Genomic DNA, 15,388 nt, shown 5'->3' with positions numbered 1-15,388 from the left:
GGGGCCGAACGTGCAGTCCGAGCTGGTAGGCGCCGCATGCAGCCCGTCCTCGAAATGCGGGGAATCTCCAAGACCTTCCCCGGTGTGAAGGCTCTCGACGACGTGAATCTCACCGTCGAGCCCGCCGAGATCCTCGCCCTGATCGGCGAGAACGGGGCCGGCAAGTCGACGCTGATGAAGGTTCTGAGCGGCGTGTATCCCCACGGGTCCTACACGGGCGACATCACCTACGAGGGCCGGCCGGGCCACTTCCGGGACATCACGGACAGCGAGCGCCTCGGCATCGTGATCATCCACCAGGAATTGGCCCTGGTGCCGTACCTGTCGATCGCCGAGAACATCTTCCTCGGCAACGAGCCGGCCCGCTTCGGCATCATCGACCAGGACCGTGTTTACGCCCGCGCCCGCGCGCTGATGGCGACGGTGGGACTCGACGAGTGCCCCGACACCCTCGTCACCCATCTCGGTGTTGGCAAGCAGCAGCTCGTGGAGATCGCCAAGGCGCTCTCCAAGGAGGTCAAGCTGCTGATCCTCGACGAGCCGACCGCGTCGTTGAGCGAGACCGACAGCGCGGCGCTGCTGCAACTGCTGCTGCGCTTCAAGGCGCAGGGCATCGCGTCGATCCTGATCTCCCACAAGCTCAGCGAGATCGCCAAGGTGGCCGATCGGATCACGGTCCTGCGCGACGGCACCACCGTCGAGACCCTCGACTGCCGCGGCGGCCCGATCGACGAGGACCGCATCATCCGGGCGATGGTCGGCCGCACGCTGGAGAACCGCTACCCCGTCCGCACGCCGCGGATCGGCGCGGTGCTGATGGAGGTGCGCGACTGGACGGTTCATCACCCGGTCCACGCCGAGCGGGCGGTGGTGCGCGACGTCGGCCTGAGCCTGCGCAAGGGCGAGATCGTCGGGATCGCGGGCCTGATGGGCTCCGGTCGGACCGAGCTCGCCATGAGCCTCTTCGGCCGGTCCTACGGGCAGGGCATCCGGGGCACCGTCCGGATCGACGGTGTCGAGGTCGACGTCTCGACGATCGACCGGGCGATCGCGGCCGGCCTCGCCTACGTCACCGAGGATCGCAAGCAGCTCGGGCTGGTGCTCGGCGAGGACATCGCCCGGAACACGACCCTCGCGAACCTGCCGGGCATCTCCACCGCCGCGGTGATCGACGAGGCGGCCGAGCACCGGGTCGCGACCGGCTACCGCACCAAGATGCGCATCCGCTCCCTCGGGGTGACGCAGCCGACCGTGCACCTGTCGGGCGGCAATCAGCAGAAGGTCGTGCTGAGCAAGTGGCTGTTCACGCAGCCCAAGGTGCTGATCCTCGACGAGCCGACGCGCGGCATCGATGTCGGCGCCAAGTACGAGATCTACAGCATCATCAACGAGCTGGCCGAGGACGGGCGCGGCGTCCTCATGATCTCGTCCGAGATGCCGGAACTGCTCGGCCTCTGCGACCGCATCTACGTGATGAACGAGGGGCGGTTCGTGGGCGCGTTCGATCGCGGCGAGGCCAGCCAGGAAGCGATCATGCGCGCGATCATGCGCTCCAGGGGCCTGAACGGATGACCGACATCACAGCGAGCAAATCCATGAGACCCGGCAGCGACATCATCCCGGCCGCCGCGGTCGCGACGGGGGAGGTCCGGGCCCGGCGCGGCCGCCTGCCGGTGGCGCAGCTGCGCGCCTACGGGCTCGTCGTCGCACTGGCGGTGATCACGCTGTTCTTCGAGGTCGCGACGGGCGGCGTCCTGTTCCAGCCGCTGAACCTGACCAACCTGATTCTCCAGAACAGCTACGTCGTGGTGATGGCGCTCGGGATGCTGCTGGTCATCGTGGCCGGGCATATCGACCTGTCGATCGGCTCGGTGGTCGGATTCGTGGGGGCGCTCGCAGCCCTGCTGATGGTCCGCTTCCACGTCGACCCGGTCCCGGCCGCCCTCCTGTGCCTCGCGGTGGGGGCGGCCATCGGCGGTCTGCAGGGCTACTTCGTGGCCTACCTCGCCATACCGAGCTTCATCGTCACCCTGGCCGGCATGATGGTGTTCCGCGGCCTGACGCAGGTGCTGCTCCAGGGCACCTCCGTCGGGCCGTTCCCGGAGGTGTTCCAGCTCCTCGCCAAGGGCTTCCTCGTCAATGTCGCCGGACCCTGGACCTCCGCCCTGATCGCCCTCGCGCTGGTCGCGACGCTGATCGGGCTCGGCTGGCGAAGGCGGCAGGCGCGGCTGCGGAACGGGAGCCCGGCGGACTCCGTGGCGGCGTTCATCGGCCGCAACGGCGTGACCGCCATCCTGATCCTGGCCTTCGCCTGGCAGATGAGCGCCTACCGGGGCCTGCCCAACGTGCTCCTCGTGCTGCTGGCGCTGGTGACGCTCTACGGCTTCGTGACGACGCGGACGACGATCGGGCGCCGGATCTACGCGCTGGGCGGGAACATCAAGGCCGCGCGCCTCTCTGGCATCAAGACCGAGAGGCTGACCTTCCTGACCTTCGTCAACATGGGCGCGCTGGCGGGCCTCGCCGGAATGATCTTCGTCGCCCGGCTCAACACCGCGAACTCGAAGGCCGGCGTCGGCATGGAGCTCGACGTGATCGCCGCGTGCTTCATCGGCGGCGCCTCGGCGGCGGGCGGCATCGGCAAGGTCTCGGGTGTCGTGATCGGCGCCTTCATCATCGGCATCATGAACAACGGCATGTCGATCCTGGGGATCGGCGTCGACTGGCAGCAGGTGATCAAGGGCGTCGTCCTGCTCGCCGCCGTGTGCCTCGACGTCCACAACAAGAACAACCGGCTCTGACGGGCGCTCCGAGGCGCCGCGCCGCGTCCGCTTCGGAGGGCCTCGGTCGGGACAGCGCCGGGCCGCCCCACGAGGGCGGCGAGGCGATCCGGGAACGCCTGGACCGTCCGGGGCGCGCCGCCCTCGGTCACGTCGCGGCGCGCACGACGGCCGGGCCGCCGGGCCAGGATCGGCAGCCCGCCCGGGACGGCGGGCGGGTTATCCCGGCCGGCGCGATCAGGTCTTGCGGGCGACCGTGAAGCGGGCGGCGTCGCGCAGGACGCGGGCGCCCTCCCCCCAGGACGACACCGCGTCCTCGCAGACGCCGACGAGGCGGTCGCACTCGGCGCGGGCGCCGTCGATGCCGAGACGGTCGACGAGCGTCGCCTTGCCGGCATCCTTGTCCTTGCCGGTGGCCTTGCCCATGGCCTCGGGCGAGGCTTCCCGGTCGAGGATGTCGTCGGCGATCTGGAAGGCCTGCCCCAGGGCGAGGCCGTAGCGCAGGAGGGCGGCCCGCTGGTCCTTGTCGGCGCCGCCGACGATCGCCCCGGCCTCGACCGAGAAGGCCAGGATCGCCCCGGTCTTCATCGCCTGCATCCGCAGGGTGTCGTCCACGTCCATGTTGGCCGCGCCGAACCGGCCCTCGGCGGTGAGATCGAGGAGCTGGCCGCCGACCATGCCGCCCAGGCCCGAGGCGCGGGCGAGGCCGAGCACGAGATCGGCGCGGACGCGCGCGTCCGGCTGCCAGGCCGGGTCGGCGACGATCTCGAAGGCCAGCGTCTGCAGGGCGTCACCGACCAGGATGGCGGTGGCCTCGTCGTAGGCCTTGTGGACCGTGGGCTTGCCGCGGCGCATGTCGTCGTCGTCCATCGCCGGCAGGTCGTCGTGGACGAGGCTGTAGCAATGGACCAGCTCGACGCCGGCGCCGGCCGCCAGCGCGGCGGCCTCGGAGCCGCCGAGCATCCGGGCGGTCTCGATGGCCAGGAACGGCCGGAGGCGCTTGCCGCCGCCGAGCACCGCGTGGCGCATCGCCTCCATCAGGCGCGGCGGCCGGGCGATCTCGCCGGGTCCGACCGCGGGGCCGAGGCGCTCGACCAGGAAGGTCTCGACGGTGCCGGCGACCTCCGTCAACCTGTGGGTAAAATCGGCGGCCGGCGTGACTGCCTTGACCGAACCGGTCGGTGCCTGCGTTGAGGGGGTCGGGGTCATCGGGCTTACGTCCGGTCCTGGCCTTGCGGAAACCAATCGGGTGTCAGTTGGGCGGGGACGGACTCACGGTGGACGGGGCTCGACGCAGGCGGGAGACGGCAGGTCGCGACCTTCCGCTCGCGCGCCCGCGCCGTTCCCGCCGCGTCCGCCAGGCCGTGGGAGCGCTGCTGCTGCTCCCCGCCGTCGGGTTCGTCCTCGCGCTGACGTTGGCGCTCGTCTATAGCGCGGTGATGCCGCCGTCGACCCTGATGCTGGGACGGTGGTTGACGCTTCAGCCGGTGAGCCGCGATCCGGTCCCGCTCTCCGCCATCGCGCCGGCCCTGCCCCAGGCCGTGATCGCCTCGGAGGATCAGCGCTTCTGCCTGGATCACGGCGTCGATTTCGGCGCGATCCGCGACGTGGTCGAGGACGAGGACTCGCCGAGCCGCGGCGCCTCCACGATCGCCATGCAGACGGTCAAGAACGTCTTCCTCTGGCCCGGCCGCTCCTACATCCGCAAGGCCATCGAGATCCCGCTGGCGCTGGCGCTCGACACGCTCTGGGGCAAGCGCCGCATGATGGAGATATACCTCAACGTCGCCGAGTGGGGCGACGGGATCTACGGTGCGCAGGCCGCGAGCCGGCACTGGTTCGGCAAGGACGCGAGCCGGCTGACCCGCAACGAGGCCGCCCTCCTCGCCGCCGTCCTGCCGAATCCGATCACCCGCAGCGCCGGCCGGCCCTCTCCCGGCGTGCGCCGACGGGCCGCGCGGATCCACGCCATGATGGGGCAGATCGACGGGCTGACGGGCTGCCTGCGGCGGTAGCAGGGGGCGGTGCGCCTCTGTAAGACGGGCCTTCCAAGCGTGAGACCCGGGACCGACCCACGATGAGCGATGCCGTTTACGACCTGAGCCTGGAGCGCATCGCCCTGATCCGCCGGATGGTCGTCGCCTGGGGCGGCGCCGCGCCGGGCGCACCGACCATCCACCCCGCGGCGCCCTACGGCAGCCTGGATCGCGACGGCGACATCGCCAACGTTACCGGCGACGACGAGGGCGCCGAGGAGGAGCACCGGGCGCTGGAGGACGGCCTCGCGGTCTTCGTCCAGAACGCGCACTTGAAGCCGGGCCGGTACCAGTACCACAACGGCCTGGCGAAGCTCGACCCGAGCGCGGTCGGCGACGTCTTCCGCGACGCGGCGACCGGCGAGACACCGGACGTCATCACCTTCGCGGTGACGCCCGAGCACCTCGCCCTGATCCCGCGGCTGCATATCGGGTGGAATGCCGAGCAGGGGGTGCCGCGCGTCGATCCGGAGCGGCCCTACGGCGCGGACGGCGCCTACACGGACGCGATGAAGCGCCATCTCGCCGGCGTGCCGGGCGCGGCCGCGAACGACGACGAGGACGCGGAGACGCGGCTCGTGCGCCTCCACCGCGAGCTGCAGCCCGCGCTGCAGATCTTCCTGCGCTACGCCGATCTCGGACCCGGTGACTTCCGTCGGGCGGCCGAGCGCTGGCTGCCCGCCTGACGGCCGAGGCCGGTCGCCGCCCGCGCGGCGGCGACCGGAAGCGGGCTCAGCCCTCGCGCTTCTTCCGCTGGGCCAGCGTGCGCAGCCGCAGGGCGTTGAGCTTGATGAAACCGGCCGCGTCGCGGTGATCGTAGGCGACCGCGCCCTCCTCGAAGGTCACGAGGTCCTGGTCGTAGAGCGAGTGCGGGCTCTCGCGGCCGACGACGTGGACGCCGCCCTTGTAGAGCTTCAGCCGCACCGTGCCGGTGACCTTCTCCTGGCTCTTGTCGATCAGGGCCTGGATCATCTCGCGCTCCGGCGAGAACCAGAAGCCGTTGTAGATCAGCTCGGCATATTGCGGCATGAGCTGGTCCTTGAGGTGCGCGGCGCCCCGGTCCAGCGTGATCGACTCGATGGCGCGGTGCGCCGGCAGCAGGATCGTGCCGCCGGGCGTCTCGTACATGCCGCGGCTCTTCATGCCGACGAAGCGGTTCTCCACGAGGTCGAGCCGGCCGATGCCGTTGGCGCGGCCGAGCTCGTTGAGCTTGGCCAGCAGGCTCGCGGGCGACAGGGCCTCGCCGTCGATCGAGACGGCGTCGCCGCGCTCGAACCCGATCGTGATGATCGTCGGCTGGTCGGGCGCCTCCTCGGGCGAGAGCGTGCGCGAGTAGACGTAGTCCGGCACCTCGACGGCCGGATCCTCCAGCACCTTACCCTCGGAGGAGGCGTGCAGGAGGTTGGCGTCCACCGAGAACGGGCTCTCGCCGCGCTTGTCCTTGGCGATCGGGATCTGGTGCTGCTCGGCGAAGGCGATGAGCTGCTCGCGGGAGCGCAGGTCCCACTCGCGCCAGGGCGCGATCACCGTGACGTCGGGCTTGAGCGCGTAGTAGCCGAGCTCGAACCGGACCTGGTCGTTCCCCTTGCCGGTGGCGCCGTGGCAGACCGCGTCGGCGCCGACCTTCTCGGCGATCTCGATCTGCTTCTTGGCGATCAGCGGCCGGGCGATCGAGGTGCCGAGCAGGTAGACGCCCTCGTAGACGGCGTTCGCCCGGAACATCGGGAAGACGTAGTCGCGGACGAATTCCTCGCGCAGGTCCTCGATGTAGATGTTCTCGGGCTTGATGCCGAGCAGCTCCGCCTTGCGGCGGGCGGGCTCCAGCTCCTCGCCCTGGCCGAGATCGGCCGTGAAGGTCACGACCTCGCAGCCGTAGGTGGTCTGCAGCCACTTCAGGATGATCGATGTGTCGAGGCCGCCGGAATAGGCCAGCACGACCTTCTTCACGGGGCTCTTCGCGGGGACGGACATGCGGCTTCCGGAACTGGGACGGGGCGTCTGCGGCTTATCGCGGGTGTCACCGGCCTGCAACCGGCGCGCCATCTCGCGCGTAGGCCAAATGCCGGAGGATCGGCCGCGTTTCGCCTCACGGCGGCCTTGCGGCTGTGTCAGAAACGGCGCGGGCGTTGCCAGTCGTCATCGCCGCGAGAGTGCATCGGAGAAGCGAAGTCTATGGCGCGCCAGCCAATTCTGGAGTTCTGGTACGAATTCGCCTCCACCTACTCCTACCTCGCGGCCATGCGCGTCGAGGCCGCCGCCGCCGAGGCGGACGTGGCGATCCGGTGGCGCCCCTTCCTGGTCGGGCCGCTCTTCGCCGCGCAGGGCTGGACCACCTCGCCGTTCAACCTCTACGCGGCCAAGGGCAAGAACATGTGGCGCGACGTCGAGCGCGAGGCCGCCCGCCTCGGCCTGCCGCCGGTGACGCGCCCCGCCCAGTTTCCACAGAACAGCCTCAGCGCGGTGCGGGTCGCGATCCTCGGCCAGGACCAGGCGTGGCTGGTGCCGTTCTCGAAGGCGGTCTTCACCGCGAGCTTCGCCGAGGGCCGCTCGATCGCGGAGCCGGCGGCCGTGGCGGAGATTCTCGATTCGCTCGGGCTCGACGGCACGCAGACCGTGCGGGCCGCCGCCGCCGAGACCAACAAGACCAAGCTCCGGGTCAGCGTCGAGGAGGCGCGCTCCCGCGGGATCTACGGGGCGCCGACCTTCCTGGCCGACGACGGCGAGCTGTTCTGGGGCAACGACCGGCTGGAGCAGGCCCTGGCCTGGGCGACCGGCGACCGGCCGAAGGGGCTGCGCTAGGCCGCGCCGGCCACGCGGTAGGGCGACGTTCACGCCGCTCGGCCATCAAACCGACTCGACCCCCTGGTTCTGGTCCGGCTCCGCTTCGGCGCGGCCGGAGCGGGACAGCCACGCCCCGGACGAGTCCATGCCTGTTTCGAAGCCTGTCTCGCGACGCCTCCTCCTCGCCGCGGCCGCCGCCCTCGGGGCCGGCCTGACCGGCGCCTCCGCGCAATCCTACGGCCAGCGCGTCGCGGTCACCGGTGACGACGGGCGCGCGGTGGCGAACTCGATCCTGCCGGGCGAGATCACCGGGCAGATCCCGGGCCTGCGCGGCGTGACCTATGTCGGGCCGCGGGATGCCGGCACCACGCTCTACGAGTTCTTCGACTTCAACTGCCCGTACTGCCGGAAGGCGGCCGCCGACGTGGTCACCCTGCACGACAGCGACCCGGAATTGCGGATCGGTCTTGTCCACAACCCGATCCTGTCGCCGCAATCGGCGCAGGCCGCCAAGGTGATGCTGGCGGTGCAGCGCAAGCTCGGCTCCGAGGCGGCGTGGCGCTTCTACCAGACGCTGCTGGGCAAGCCCGGCCGCATCGACGGGCCGGGCGCGCTCACGGCCGCGGCCGCGCTCGGGATCCCGCAGGCAGAAGTGGAGGCGATCGCCGACAGCGAGGAGGTGCGCGCGGCGCTCAAGAGCCAGATGCGGATGGCCGCGGATCTCGGCCTCTACGCGACGCCGTCCTACGTCCTCGGCAACAGCGGCATCCTCGGCCATCCGGGCGCCGGCGCCATGGCCAAGATGATCGCGAGCGTGCGGCGCTGCGACCGGCTCGCCTGCTGACGCGTTCCCCGCGTCACACTTCCGCCGTCCTGACGCGCAGCGACGCGCGCCTGCCGTGTTGCGCGCGGCCATGCTGGCATGCTAGGCGGTCGCCGCGCCACGAGGACAGTTCTCGACCTGTCCGCTGTCGGCGCGATCCCACGTCCCGAACGGTCTCGCACCGCGCTCCAGCCGGAGCGCGCGGAGCGGGCGGGCAACCAGAGAAGAGAGCGACGGGTGGCGCAGAACGGTTCCGAGGCTGGTCCCCTGGTCGCAGGCGTGGCGGGCCGGTACGCTTCCGCCCTGTTCGAACTCGCGCGCGACGAGCGCCAGGTCGACGCGGTCGCCGAGTCCCTCAATCAATTCGATGGGCTGCTGAAGGAGAGCGCGGATCTCCGCCGCCTCGTCCGCAGCCCGGTCTTCAGCGCCGAGGAGCAGGAGGCCGCGATCGGCGCCGTGCTCGACAAGGCCGGGATCGGCGGCCTGGCCGGAAACTTCATCCGCCTCGCGGCCTCGAACCGCCGGCTCTTCGCGCTCCCCGACATGATCGACGCGTTCCGGGCCCTGGTCCAGGACTCGAAGGGCATCGTCCGGGCCCAGGTGCGCGTGGCCGAGAGGCCGTCCGACGCGGTGATCGAGGAGATCAAGGCGTCGCTGCGCGACATCGCCAAGGCCGACGTCGACGTCGACCTCGTGGTCGACCCGAGCCTGATCGGCGGCCTCGTCGTGAAGATGGGCTCGCGCATGGTCGACGCCTCTCTCAAGACCAAGCTCAACGGTATCCGCCTCGCGATGCGGGCCGCGCGATAAGCGCCCCCATCCGAACCGAACACGCATAGACGCATCAGCGACAGAGGCCCGAGTATGGACATCCGCGCCGCCGAGATCTCCGCGATCCTGAAAGACCAGATCAAGAACTTCGGCGAAGAGGCCGAGGTCTCCGAGGTCGGGCAGGTCCTGTCCGTCGGCGACGGCATCGCCCGCGCCTACGGCCTCGACAACGTCCAGGCCGGCGAGATGGTCGAGTTCGAGTCGGGCGTGCGCGGCATGGCCCTGAACCTCGAGCAGGACAACGTCGGCATCGTGATCTTCGGCTCCGACCGCGAGATCAAGGAAGGTCAGACCGTCAAGCGCACCGGCGCCATCGTGGACGTGCCGGTCGGCAAGGGGCTCCTCGGCCGCGTCGTCGACGCCCTCGGCAACCCGATCGACGGCAAGGGACCGATCCAGTCCACCGAGCGTCGCCGCGTCGACGTGAAGGCCCCGGGCATCATCCCGCGCAAGTCGGTGCACGAGCCGATGGCCACGGGCCTCAAGGCGATCGACGCCCTGATCCCGGTGGGCCGCGGCCAGCGCGAGCTGATCATCGGCGATCGCCAGACCGGCAAGACCGCCATCGCCCTCGACACGATCCTCAACCAGAAGCCGGGCCACACCGCCGGCGGTGACGAGAAGGCCAAGCTCTACTGCATCTACGTCGCCATCGGCCAGAAGCGCTCGACGGTGGCCCAGTTCGTGAAGGTGCTGGAGGACCAGGGCGCCCTGGAATACTCCATCGTCATCGCCGCCACCGCGTCGGACGCCGCGCCGATGCAGTTCATCGCGCCCTTCGCCGGCTGCGCCATGGGCGAGTACTTCCGCGACAACGGCATGCACGCCGTGATCGTGTACGACGACCTGTCCAAGCAGGCCGTGGCCTACCGCCAGATGTCGCTCCTGCTGCGCCGCCCGCCGGGCCGCGAGGCCTATCCGGGCGACGTGTTCTACCTCCACAGCCGCCTGCTGGAGCGCGCCGCCAAGATGGGCGACGCCGCCGGCGCCGGCTCGCTGACGGCCCTGCCGGTCATCGAGACTCAGGCCAACGACGTCTCGGCCTACATTCCGACGAACGTGATCTCCATCACCGACGGCCAGATCTTCCTCGAGACCGACCTGTTCTACCAGGGCGTGCGCCCGGCGGTGAACGTCGGCCTCTCGGTGTCGCGGGTGGGCTCCTCGGCCCAGACCAAGGCGATGAAGAAGGTCGCCGGCAAGATCAAGGGCGAGCTCGCGCAGTACCGCGAGATGGCGGCCTTCGCGCAGTTCGGCTCGGATCTCGACGCCTCGACTCAGGCGCTGCTGAACCGCGGCTCCCGCCTCACCGAGCTCCTCAAGCAGCCGCAGTTCTCGCCGCTGAAGATGGAGGAGCAGGTCGCGGTGATCTACGCCGGCGTGAACGGCTACCTGGACAAGCTCCCGGTGACCAAGGTCCGCGCCTTCGAGGACTCGCTGCTGAGCACCCTGCGCTCCAAGCACAAGGACCTGCTCGACTCGATCGCCGCCTCCAAGGACCTGTCGGACGAGAACGCCGGCAAGCTCAAGAGCGTCGTCGAGAGCGTCGCCAAGTCGATCGGCTGATGTGAGGCCCCTCCCCGCGGGGAGGGATCTCGGGTGGTGCGGGGGGATCCCGGTCCCCGCTGCACCGCCCGCACTTCCGGCTCCTTCCCGCCGAGGGAAGGAGAGGCCCATAGAACGGACCTGGACCTCACCCGATGGCGAGTTTGAAGGACCTGCGCAACCGCATCACCTCGGTGAAGGCGACGCAGAAGATCACCAAGGCCATGCAGATGGTCGCCGCCGCCAAGCTGCGCCGGGCGCAGATGGCCGCCGAGGCCGGCCGTCCCTACGCCGAGAAGATGTCCGCGGTGCTCGGCAACCTCGCCGGCAACCTCGTCGGCGGCGTCGGCGCCCCGAAGCTTCTCTCCGGCACCGGCTCGGAGCAGACGCACCTGCTGGTGGTCTGCACCGGTGACCGCGGCCTCGCCGGCGCGTTCAACTCGTCGATCGTCCGCCTCGCGGTGCGCGAATACGCTCAGAAGCTCGCCGCCGAGGGCAAGACCGTCAAGATCATGACGGTGGGCAAGAAGGGCCTCGACGCGCTGCGCCGCCAGTACCGCGACCAGATCGTCGAGAGCATGGATATCCGCGGCAACCGGCCGGTGGATTACGAGTTCGCCGCCAGCATCGCCGACAAGATCCTGACGCGCTTCGAGGCCGGCGAGTTCGACGTCGCGACCCTGTTCTACTCCGAGTTCCGCTCGGTGATCTCGCAGATCCCGACCGCCCAGCGCCTGATCCCGGCGGAGCTGCCCGCTGCCGACACGACCGCGAAGGCGGCTGCCGGCAACGCCGCCCTGGAATTCGAGCCGTCCGAGGAGGCGATCCTGGAGACCCTGCTGCCGAAGAACCTGACGGTGCAGATCTACCGGGCGCTCCTGGAGAACGCCGCCTCCGAGCAGGGCGCCCGCATGAGCGCCATGGACTCGGCCACCCGCAACGCGGGCGAGATGATCAAGAAGCAGACGCTGGTCTACAACCGGACCCGTCAGGCCATGATCACCAAGGAACTCATCGAGATCATCTCGGGCGCGGAAGCCCTCTGAGGCACCGCGACCCGACCGCACAGCTTGAAGGGTAGGTTTACCATGGCGAACACCGCACTCCCCGGCACCGGCTCCAACAAGGTCGGCAAGATCACCCAGGTCATCGGCCCCGTGGTCGACGTGCAGTTCGAGGGCCACCTGCCCGAGATCCTGAACGCCCTGGAGACCAAGAACAACGGCGCCCGCCTCGTCCTCGAGGTCGCCCAGCAGCTCGGCGAGAACACCGTCCGCTGCATCGCCATGGACACGTCGGAGGGCCTGACCCGCGGCCAGGAGTGCACCGACACCGGCGAGCCGATCAAGGTTCCCGTCGGCATGAACACCCTCGGCCGCATCATGAACGTCATCGGCGAGCCGATCGACGAGGCCGGCCCGGTCCAGGCCACCACCTACCGCGCCATCCACCAGCCGGCCCCCTCCTACGCCGAGCAGTCGACCGAGGCGCAGATCCTCGTCACCGGCATCAAGGTGGTGGACCTGCTCGCCCCCTACGCCAAGGGCGGCAAGATCGGCCTGTTCGGCGGCGCCGGCGTCGGCAAGACCGTGCTGATCATGGAGCTGATCAACAACATCGCGAAGGTGCACTCGGGCTACTCGGTCTTCGCCGGCGTGGGTGAGCGCACCCGCGAGGGCAACGACCTCTACCACGAGATGATCGAGTCCAAGGTGAACGTCGACCCGAAGGAGCACGGCTCCGCCGAGGGCTCGAAGTGCGCCCTGGTCTACGGCCAGATGAACGAGTCGCCCGGCGCTCGCTCGCGCGTCGCCCTGACCGGCCTGACCATCGCCGAGCAGTTCCGCGACGACGGCCAGGACGTGCTGTTCTTCGTCGACAACATCTTCCGCTTCACGCAGGCGGGCTCCGAGGTGTCGGCGCTCCTCGGCCGCATCCCCTCGGCGGTGGGCTACCAGCCGACCCTCGCCACCGACATGGGCGCCCTCCAGGAGCGCATCACCACCACGACCAAGGGCTCGATCACCTCGGTGCAGGCCATCTACGTGCCGGCCGACGACCTGACCGACCCGGCGCCCGCCGCCTCCTTCGCCCACCTCGACGCCACGACCGTGCTGTCGCGCTCGATCGCCGAGAAGGGCATCTACCCGGCGGTGGATCCGCTGGACTCGACCTCGCGCATGCTGTCGCCGGCGATCCTCGGCGAGGAGCACTACGACGTCGCCCGCCGCGTCCAGCAGACCCTGCAGCGCTACAAGGCGCTCCAGGACATCATCGCGATTCTGGGCATGGACGAGCTGTCCGAGGAGGATAAGCTGACCGTCGCCCGCGCCCGCAAGATCGAGCGCTTCTTCTCGCAGCCCTTCTCCGTCGCCGAGGTCTTCACCGGCTCGCCGGGCAAGCAGGTGGCGCTGGAAGACACCATCAAGGGCTTCAAGGGCCTGGTGAACGGCGACTACGACGACCTCCCGGAGGCCGCCTTCTACATGGTCGGCACCATCGAGGAGGCCCAGGAGAAGGCCAAGAAGCTCAAGGCCGCGTAAGACGACACCACCCCTTCCCCGCGCGGGAAGGGGGCAGAGGCTGCGCGGGCGACCCTGACCGGTGCCGTCCGCGCAGCCTTTTCCGAGACGCTCCGCCCGCGAGGCGGGGCGCGCGCCGCCGATCCGGGAACACGTCAGGCCATGGCCACCTTCCACTTCGATTTCGTCGGCCCCGAGCGGACGCTGTATTCCGGCGAGGTGACCGCCGTTCAGCTGCCCGGCACCGAGGGCGAGATGACCGTGATGCCGGGCCACGCGCCCGTGCTGACCTCCCTGCGCGTCGGCGTCATCGTGATCACCGAGAGCCAGGGCAGCGGCAAGCGGATCTACGTCCGCGGCGGCTTCGCCGATATCGGGCCGACGGCCGTGACCGTGCTGGCCGAGCGCGCAGCCCCGATCGAGGAGCTGACCCACGAATCCCTCGACCGGGACATCGAGGCGGTCGAGATGCAGCGCGACGCCACCGAGGACCTGCAGAAGCGCGAGGAGCTGAACGGCCAGATCGTCCAGCTCCAGGAGACCAAGGCGCTCCTCAAGCTCTGATCCCGGTCAGCGGGCGCTCTCCAGCGCCCGCGCCAGCAGGTCGGCCCGCGCGGCGGCGTCCGTCGGGCAGCCCCGCTCCAGCCAGACTTTCCGCGCCGCGGCCAGCCCGCGCCCGATGCCGGGGCCCGGCGCCACCCCGGCCGCCACCAGGTCCGCACCCGCCAGGGGGAAGGCGGGCGACGCCCCCTCCCCCTCCAGGGCCCGCAGGGCCGCCCGCGCCGCCTCCGTCACGACGGGCCGCGGCTCCCCGGCCAGGATCGCCAGCGTGTCGGCCAAGGGCGACAGGCCGTACCGCGCCGCCAGGGCCCGCGCCGCGACGGCGTCCAGCGCCGCGCATCCGTGGAGATCGGCCAGCACCTCGGCGTAGCCGAGGAGGTGTCCGTGCTCGCTCTTCGAGAGACGCAGCCGCTCGCGCAGCCGGTCGGCATCGTGCCGGGCGCCGACGGCGAGAGCCGCGAGGCGCTTCACCGGGGGCAGGCCCGCCGCGGCGGCGCGCGCGAGCCGTCCGAGTTCCCCGACGCCGCCGGTGATCCGCGCCAGCAGGCCGGTCGCGCTCAGCGTCGTCATTAGTGCCGGGCCGCCGGGGGCCGCCAGCAGCTTCAGGAACTCCGCGCGCACGCGCTCGCGCGAGAGCCGGTCGAGGCTGTCCCGCGCGGCCACGCAGGCAGCCAGGGCCGCGGCGTCGGGCGCGCCGGCACCGAACCGGGCATGGAAGCGGAAGAAGCGCAGGATCCGCAGCGCGTCCTCGCGGATCCGTGTCGCCGGGTCACCGATGAAGCGCACCCGCCCGGCCGCGAGGTCGGGGCGGCCGCCCACCGGGTCGTGCAGGCTCCCGTCGGCGCCGAGGGAGAGCGCGTTGACGGTGAAGTCCCGGCGCTCGGCGTCGCGCAGGAAGTCGGTGCCGAAGCGGACGACCGCGTGCCGCCCGTCGGTCTCGACGTCCTCGCGCAGGGTCGTGACCTCGATCGGCCCGTCCTCGGTCACCAGGGTGACGGTGCCGTGCTCGATGCCGGTCGGCACCGCCTTGAGGCCGTGCGCCCGCTGCGCCGCCCGCATCACCGCCTCGGGCCGGTGCGTGGTCGCCATGTCGATGTCGGCGGTCTGCGCGCCGAGGAGCGCGTCGCGGACGCAGCCGCCGACCAGCCGGGTCTCCGCGCCCGGCGCGTCCAGGGCGGCGAGGACGCGGCGCACCCCCGGGCGTTCGAGCAGCGCGCTCAGGCCCGCCGGATCGAGGGCGCGGCTCACCGGAAGCCGCCGGGCACGAGGCGGCCGTTCTCCATGTGGGTCGGCACGTAGCCCCCCTGGCGGCGTTCGGAGAACAGCCCCTCGTAGACGAGGGTGCCGATCACCACCGCCAGCCCGGCCAGGACGAGGCGGAACAGGTGGGCGTCCCAGTGGACCCGCCGCAGGGGATTGCGGCCGGACAGCAGCAGGTAGACCAGGAACAGCGCGAAGGGGACGAGGAAGAGGCCGAACTCTTCGAGGACGCGGCGGAGCATGGGGCCA

At 70.7% G+C, this 15,388-nt stretch carries 15 protein-coding genes; 11 read left to right on the top strand and 4 right to left on the bottom strand.

Annotation, left to right across the window (positions count from 1 at the left end):
* Positions 1 to 36: 36 nt before the first annotated feature.
* Both mmsA and mmsB read left to right on the top strand, forming a co-directional pair.
* A complete protein-coding gene (gene mmsA / locus BKE41_RS03990; protein ID WP_070998563.1) occupies positions 37 to 1,572 on the top strand; it encodes a multiple monosaccharide ABC transporter ATP-binding protein in 1,536 nt (511 codons plus the stop codon).
* A complete protein-coding gene (mmsB, locus tag BKE41_RS03985; RefSeq protein WP_070998561.1) occupies positions 1,569 to 2,801 on the top strand; it encodes a multiple monosaccharide ABC transporter permease in 1,233 nt (410 codons plus the stop codon). The genes mmsA and mmsB overlap by 4 nt, the downstream gene beginning before the upstream one ends.
* Positions 2,802 to 3,017: 216 nt before the next feature.
* Here the strand turns inward: mmsB and BKE41_RS03980 are convergent, their stop codons facing one another.
* Complete coding sequence (locus BKE41_RS03980) at positions 3,018 to 3,989, bottom strand: polyprenyl synthetase family protein (protein WP_012317619.1); 972 nt, start codon at positions 3,987 to 3,989, stop codon at positions 3,018 to 3,020.
* 155 nt (positions 3,990 to 4,144) lie between these two features.
* Here BKE41_RS03980 and mtgA point away from each other — a divergent pair, with 155 nt between their 5' ends.
* Positions 4,145 to 4,795 carry a monofunctional biosynthetic peptidoglycan transglycosylase gene (mtgA, locus tag BKE41_RS03975; protein ID WP_245295897.1) on the top strand — a complete coding sequence of 217 codons (651 nt, stop codon included), beginning with the start codon at positions 4,145 to 4,147 and terminating at the stop codon, positions 4,793 to 4,795.
* 62 nt (positions 4,796 to 4,857) lie between these two features.
* Entirely contained in the window at positions 4,858 to 5,502 is a 645-nt protein-coding gene (locus BKE41_RS03970) for a hypothetical protein (protein WP_012317617.1), read from the top strand.
* A 46-nt stretch (positions 5,503 to 5,548) separates the two neighbouring features.
* Here BKE41_RS03970 and BKE41_RS03965 read toward each other — a convergent pair whose 3' ends face one another.
* Positions 5,549 to 6,787, bottom strand: coding sequence for an argininosuccinate synthase (locus BKE41_RS03965; protein WP_058607323.1), 1,239 nt, complete (start codon positions 6,785 to 6,787; stop codon positions 5,549 to 5,551).
* 201 nt (positions 6,788 to 6,988) lie between these two features.
* Between BKE41_RS03965 and BKE41_RS03960 the strand changes: the two genes are divergently transcribed.
* The 7 genes from BKE41_RS03960 to BKE41_RS03930 all read left to right on the top strand — a co-directional run bounded on the left by BKE41_RS03960 (position 6,989) and on the right by BKE41_RS03930 (position 13,882).
* Positions 6,989 to 7,615: a 2-hydroxychromene-2-carboxylate isomerase gene (locus BKE41_RS03960; RefSeq protein WP_029359885.1), complete on the top strand. Its 627-nt coding sequence runs from the start codon at positions 6,989 to 6,991 to the stop codon at positions 7,613 to 7,615.
* 127 nt (positions 7,616 to 7,742) lie between these two features.
* Positions 7,743 to 8,441, top strand: coding sequence for a DsbA family protein (locus BKE41_RS03955; RefSeq protein WP_070998559.1), 699 nt, complete (start codon positions 7,743 to 7,745; stop codon positions 8,439 to 8,441).
* Positions 8,442 to 8,657: 216 nt separating this feature from the next.
* Entirely contained in the window at positions 8,658 to 9,230 is a 573-nt protein-coding gene (locus BKE41_RS03950) for a F0F1 ATP synthase subunit delta (protein ID WP_012317613.1), read from the top strand.
* A 54-nt stretch (positions 9,231 to 9,284) separates the two neighbouring features.
* Positions 9,285 to 10,817, top strand: a complete 1,533-nt coding sequence (gene atpA, locus BKE41_RS03945) for a F0F1 ATP synthase subunit alpha (protein ID WP_012317612.1) — start codon at positions 9,285 to 9,287, stop codon at positions 10,815 to 10,817.
* Positions 10,818 to 10,951: 134 nt separating this feature from the next.
* On the top strand, positions 10,952 to 11,842 hold the full coding sequence (locus BKE41_RS03940; protein WP_012317611.1) for a F0F1 ATP synthase subunit gamma: 891 nt from the start codon (positions 10,952 to 10,954) through the stop codon (positions 11,840 to 11,842).
* A 42-nt stretch (positions 11,843 to 11,884) separates the two neighbouring features.
* Positions 11,885 to 13,339, top strand: coding sequence for a F0F1 ATP synthase subunit beta (gene atpD / locus BKE41_RS03935; protein ID WP_012317610.1), 1,455 nt, complete (start codon positions 11,885 to 11,887; stop codon positions 13,337 to 13,339).
* A gap of 141 nt (positions 13,340 to 13,480) precedes the next feature.
* Positions 13,481 to 13,882 carry a F0F1 ATP synthase subunit epsilon gene (locus tag BKE41_RS03930; protein ID WP_012317609.1) on the top strand — a complete coding sequence of 134 codons (402 nt, stop codon included), beginning with the start codon at positions 13,481 to 13,483 and terminating at the stop codon, positions 13,880 to 13,882.
* Between the two features lie 6 nt (positions 13,883 to 13,888).
* On the opposite strand, the gene BKE41_RS03925 is transcribed toward BKE41_RS03930, so the two are convergent.
* A complete protein-coding gene (locus tag BKE41_RS03925; RefSeq protein WP_024831052.1) occupies positions 13,889 to 15,127 on the bottom strand; it encodes a CCA tRNA nucleotidyltransferase in 1,239 nt (412 codons plus the stop codon).
* Positions 15,124 to 15,381 (bottom strand): DUF6111 family protein, encoded by a 258-nt coding sequence (locus tag BKE41_RS03920; RefSeq protein WP_012317607.1) that lies wholly within the window; start codon positions 15,379 to 15,381, stop codon positions 15,124 to 15,126. Before BKE41_RS03920 ends, BKE41_RS03925 begins: the two co-directional genes overlap by 4 nt.
* Positions 15,382 to 15,388: the final 7 nt, after the last annotated feature.

Origin of the sequence: Methylobacterium sp. C1, from assembly GCF_001854385.1 — a bacterium.
Classification (GTDB): Bacteria; Pseudomonadota; Alphaproteobacteria; order Rhizobiales; family Beijerinckiaceae; genus Methylobacterium; species Methylobacterium radiotolerans.
The sequence above is the reverse complement of the archived record's forward strand: the minus strand, read 5'-3'. Positions and strand labels throughout refer to the sequence as shown.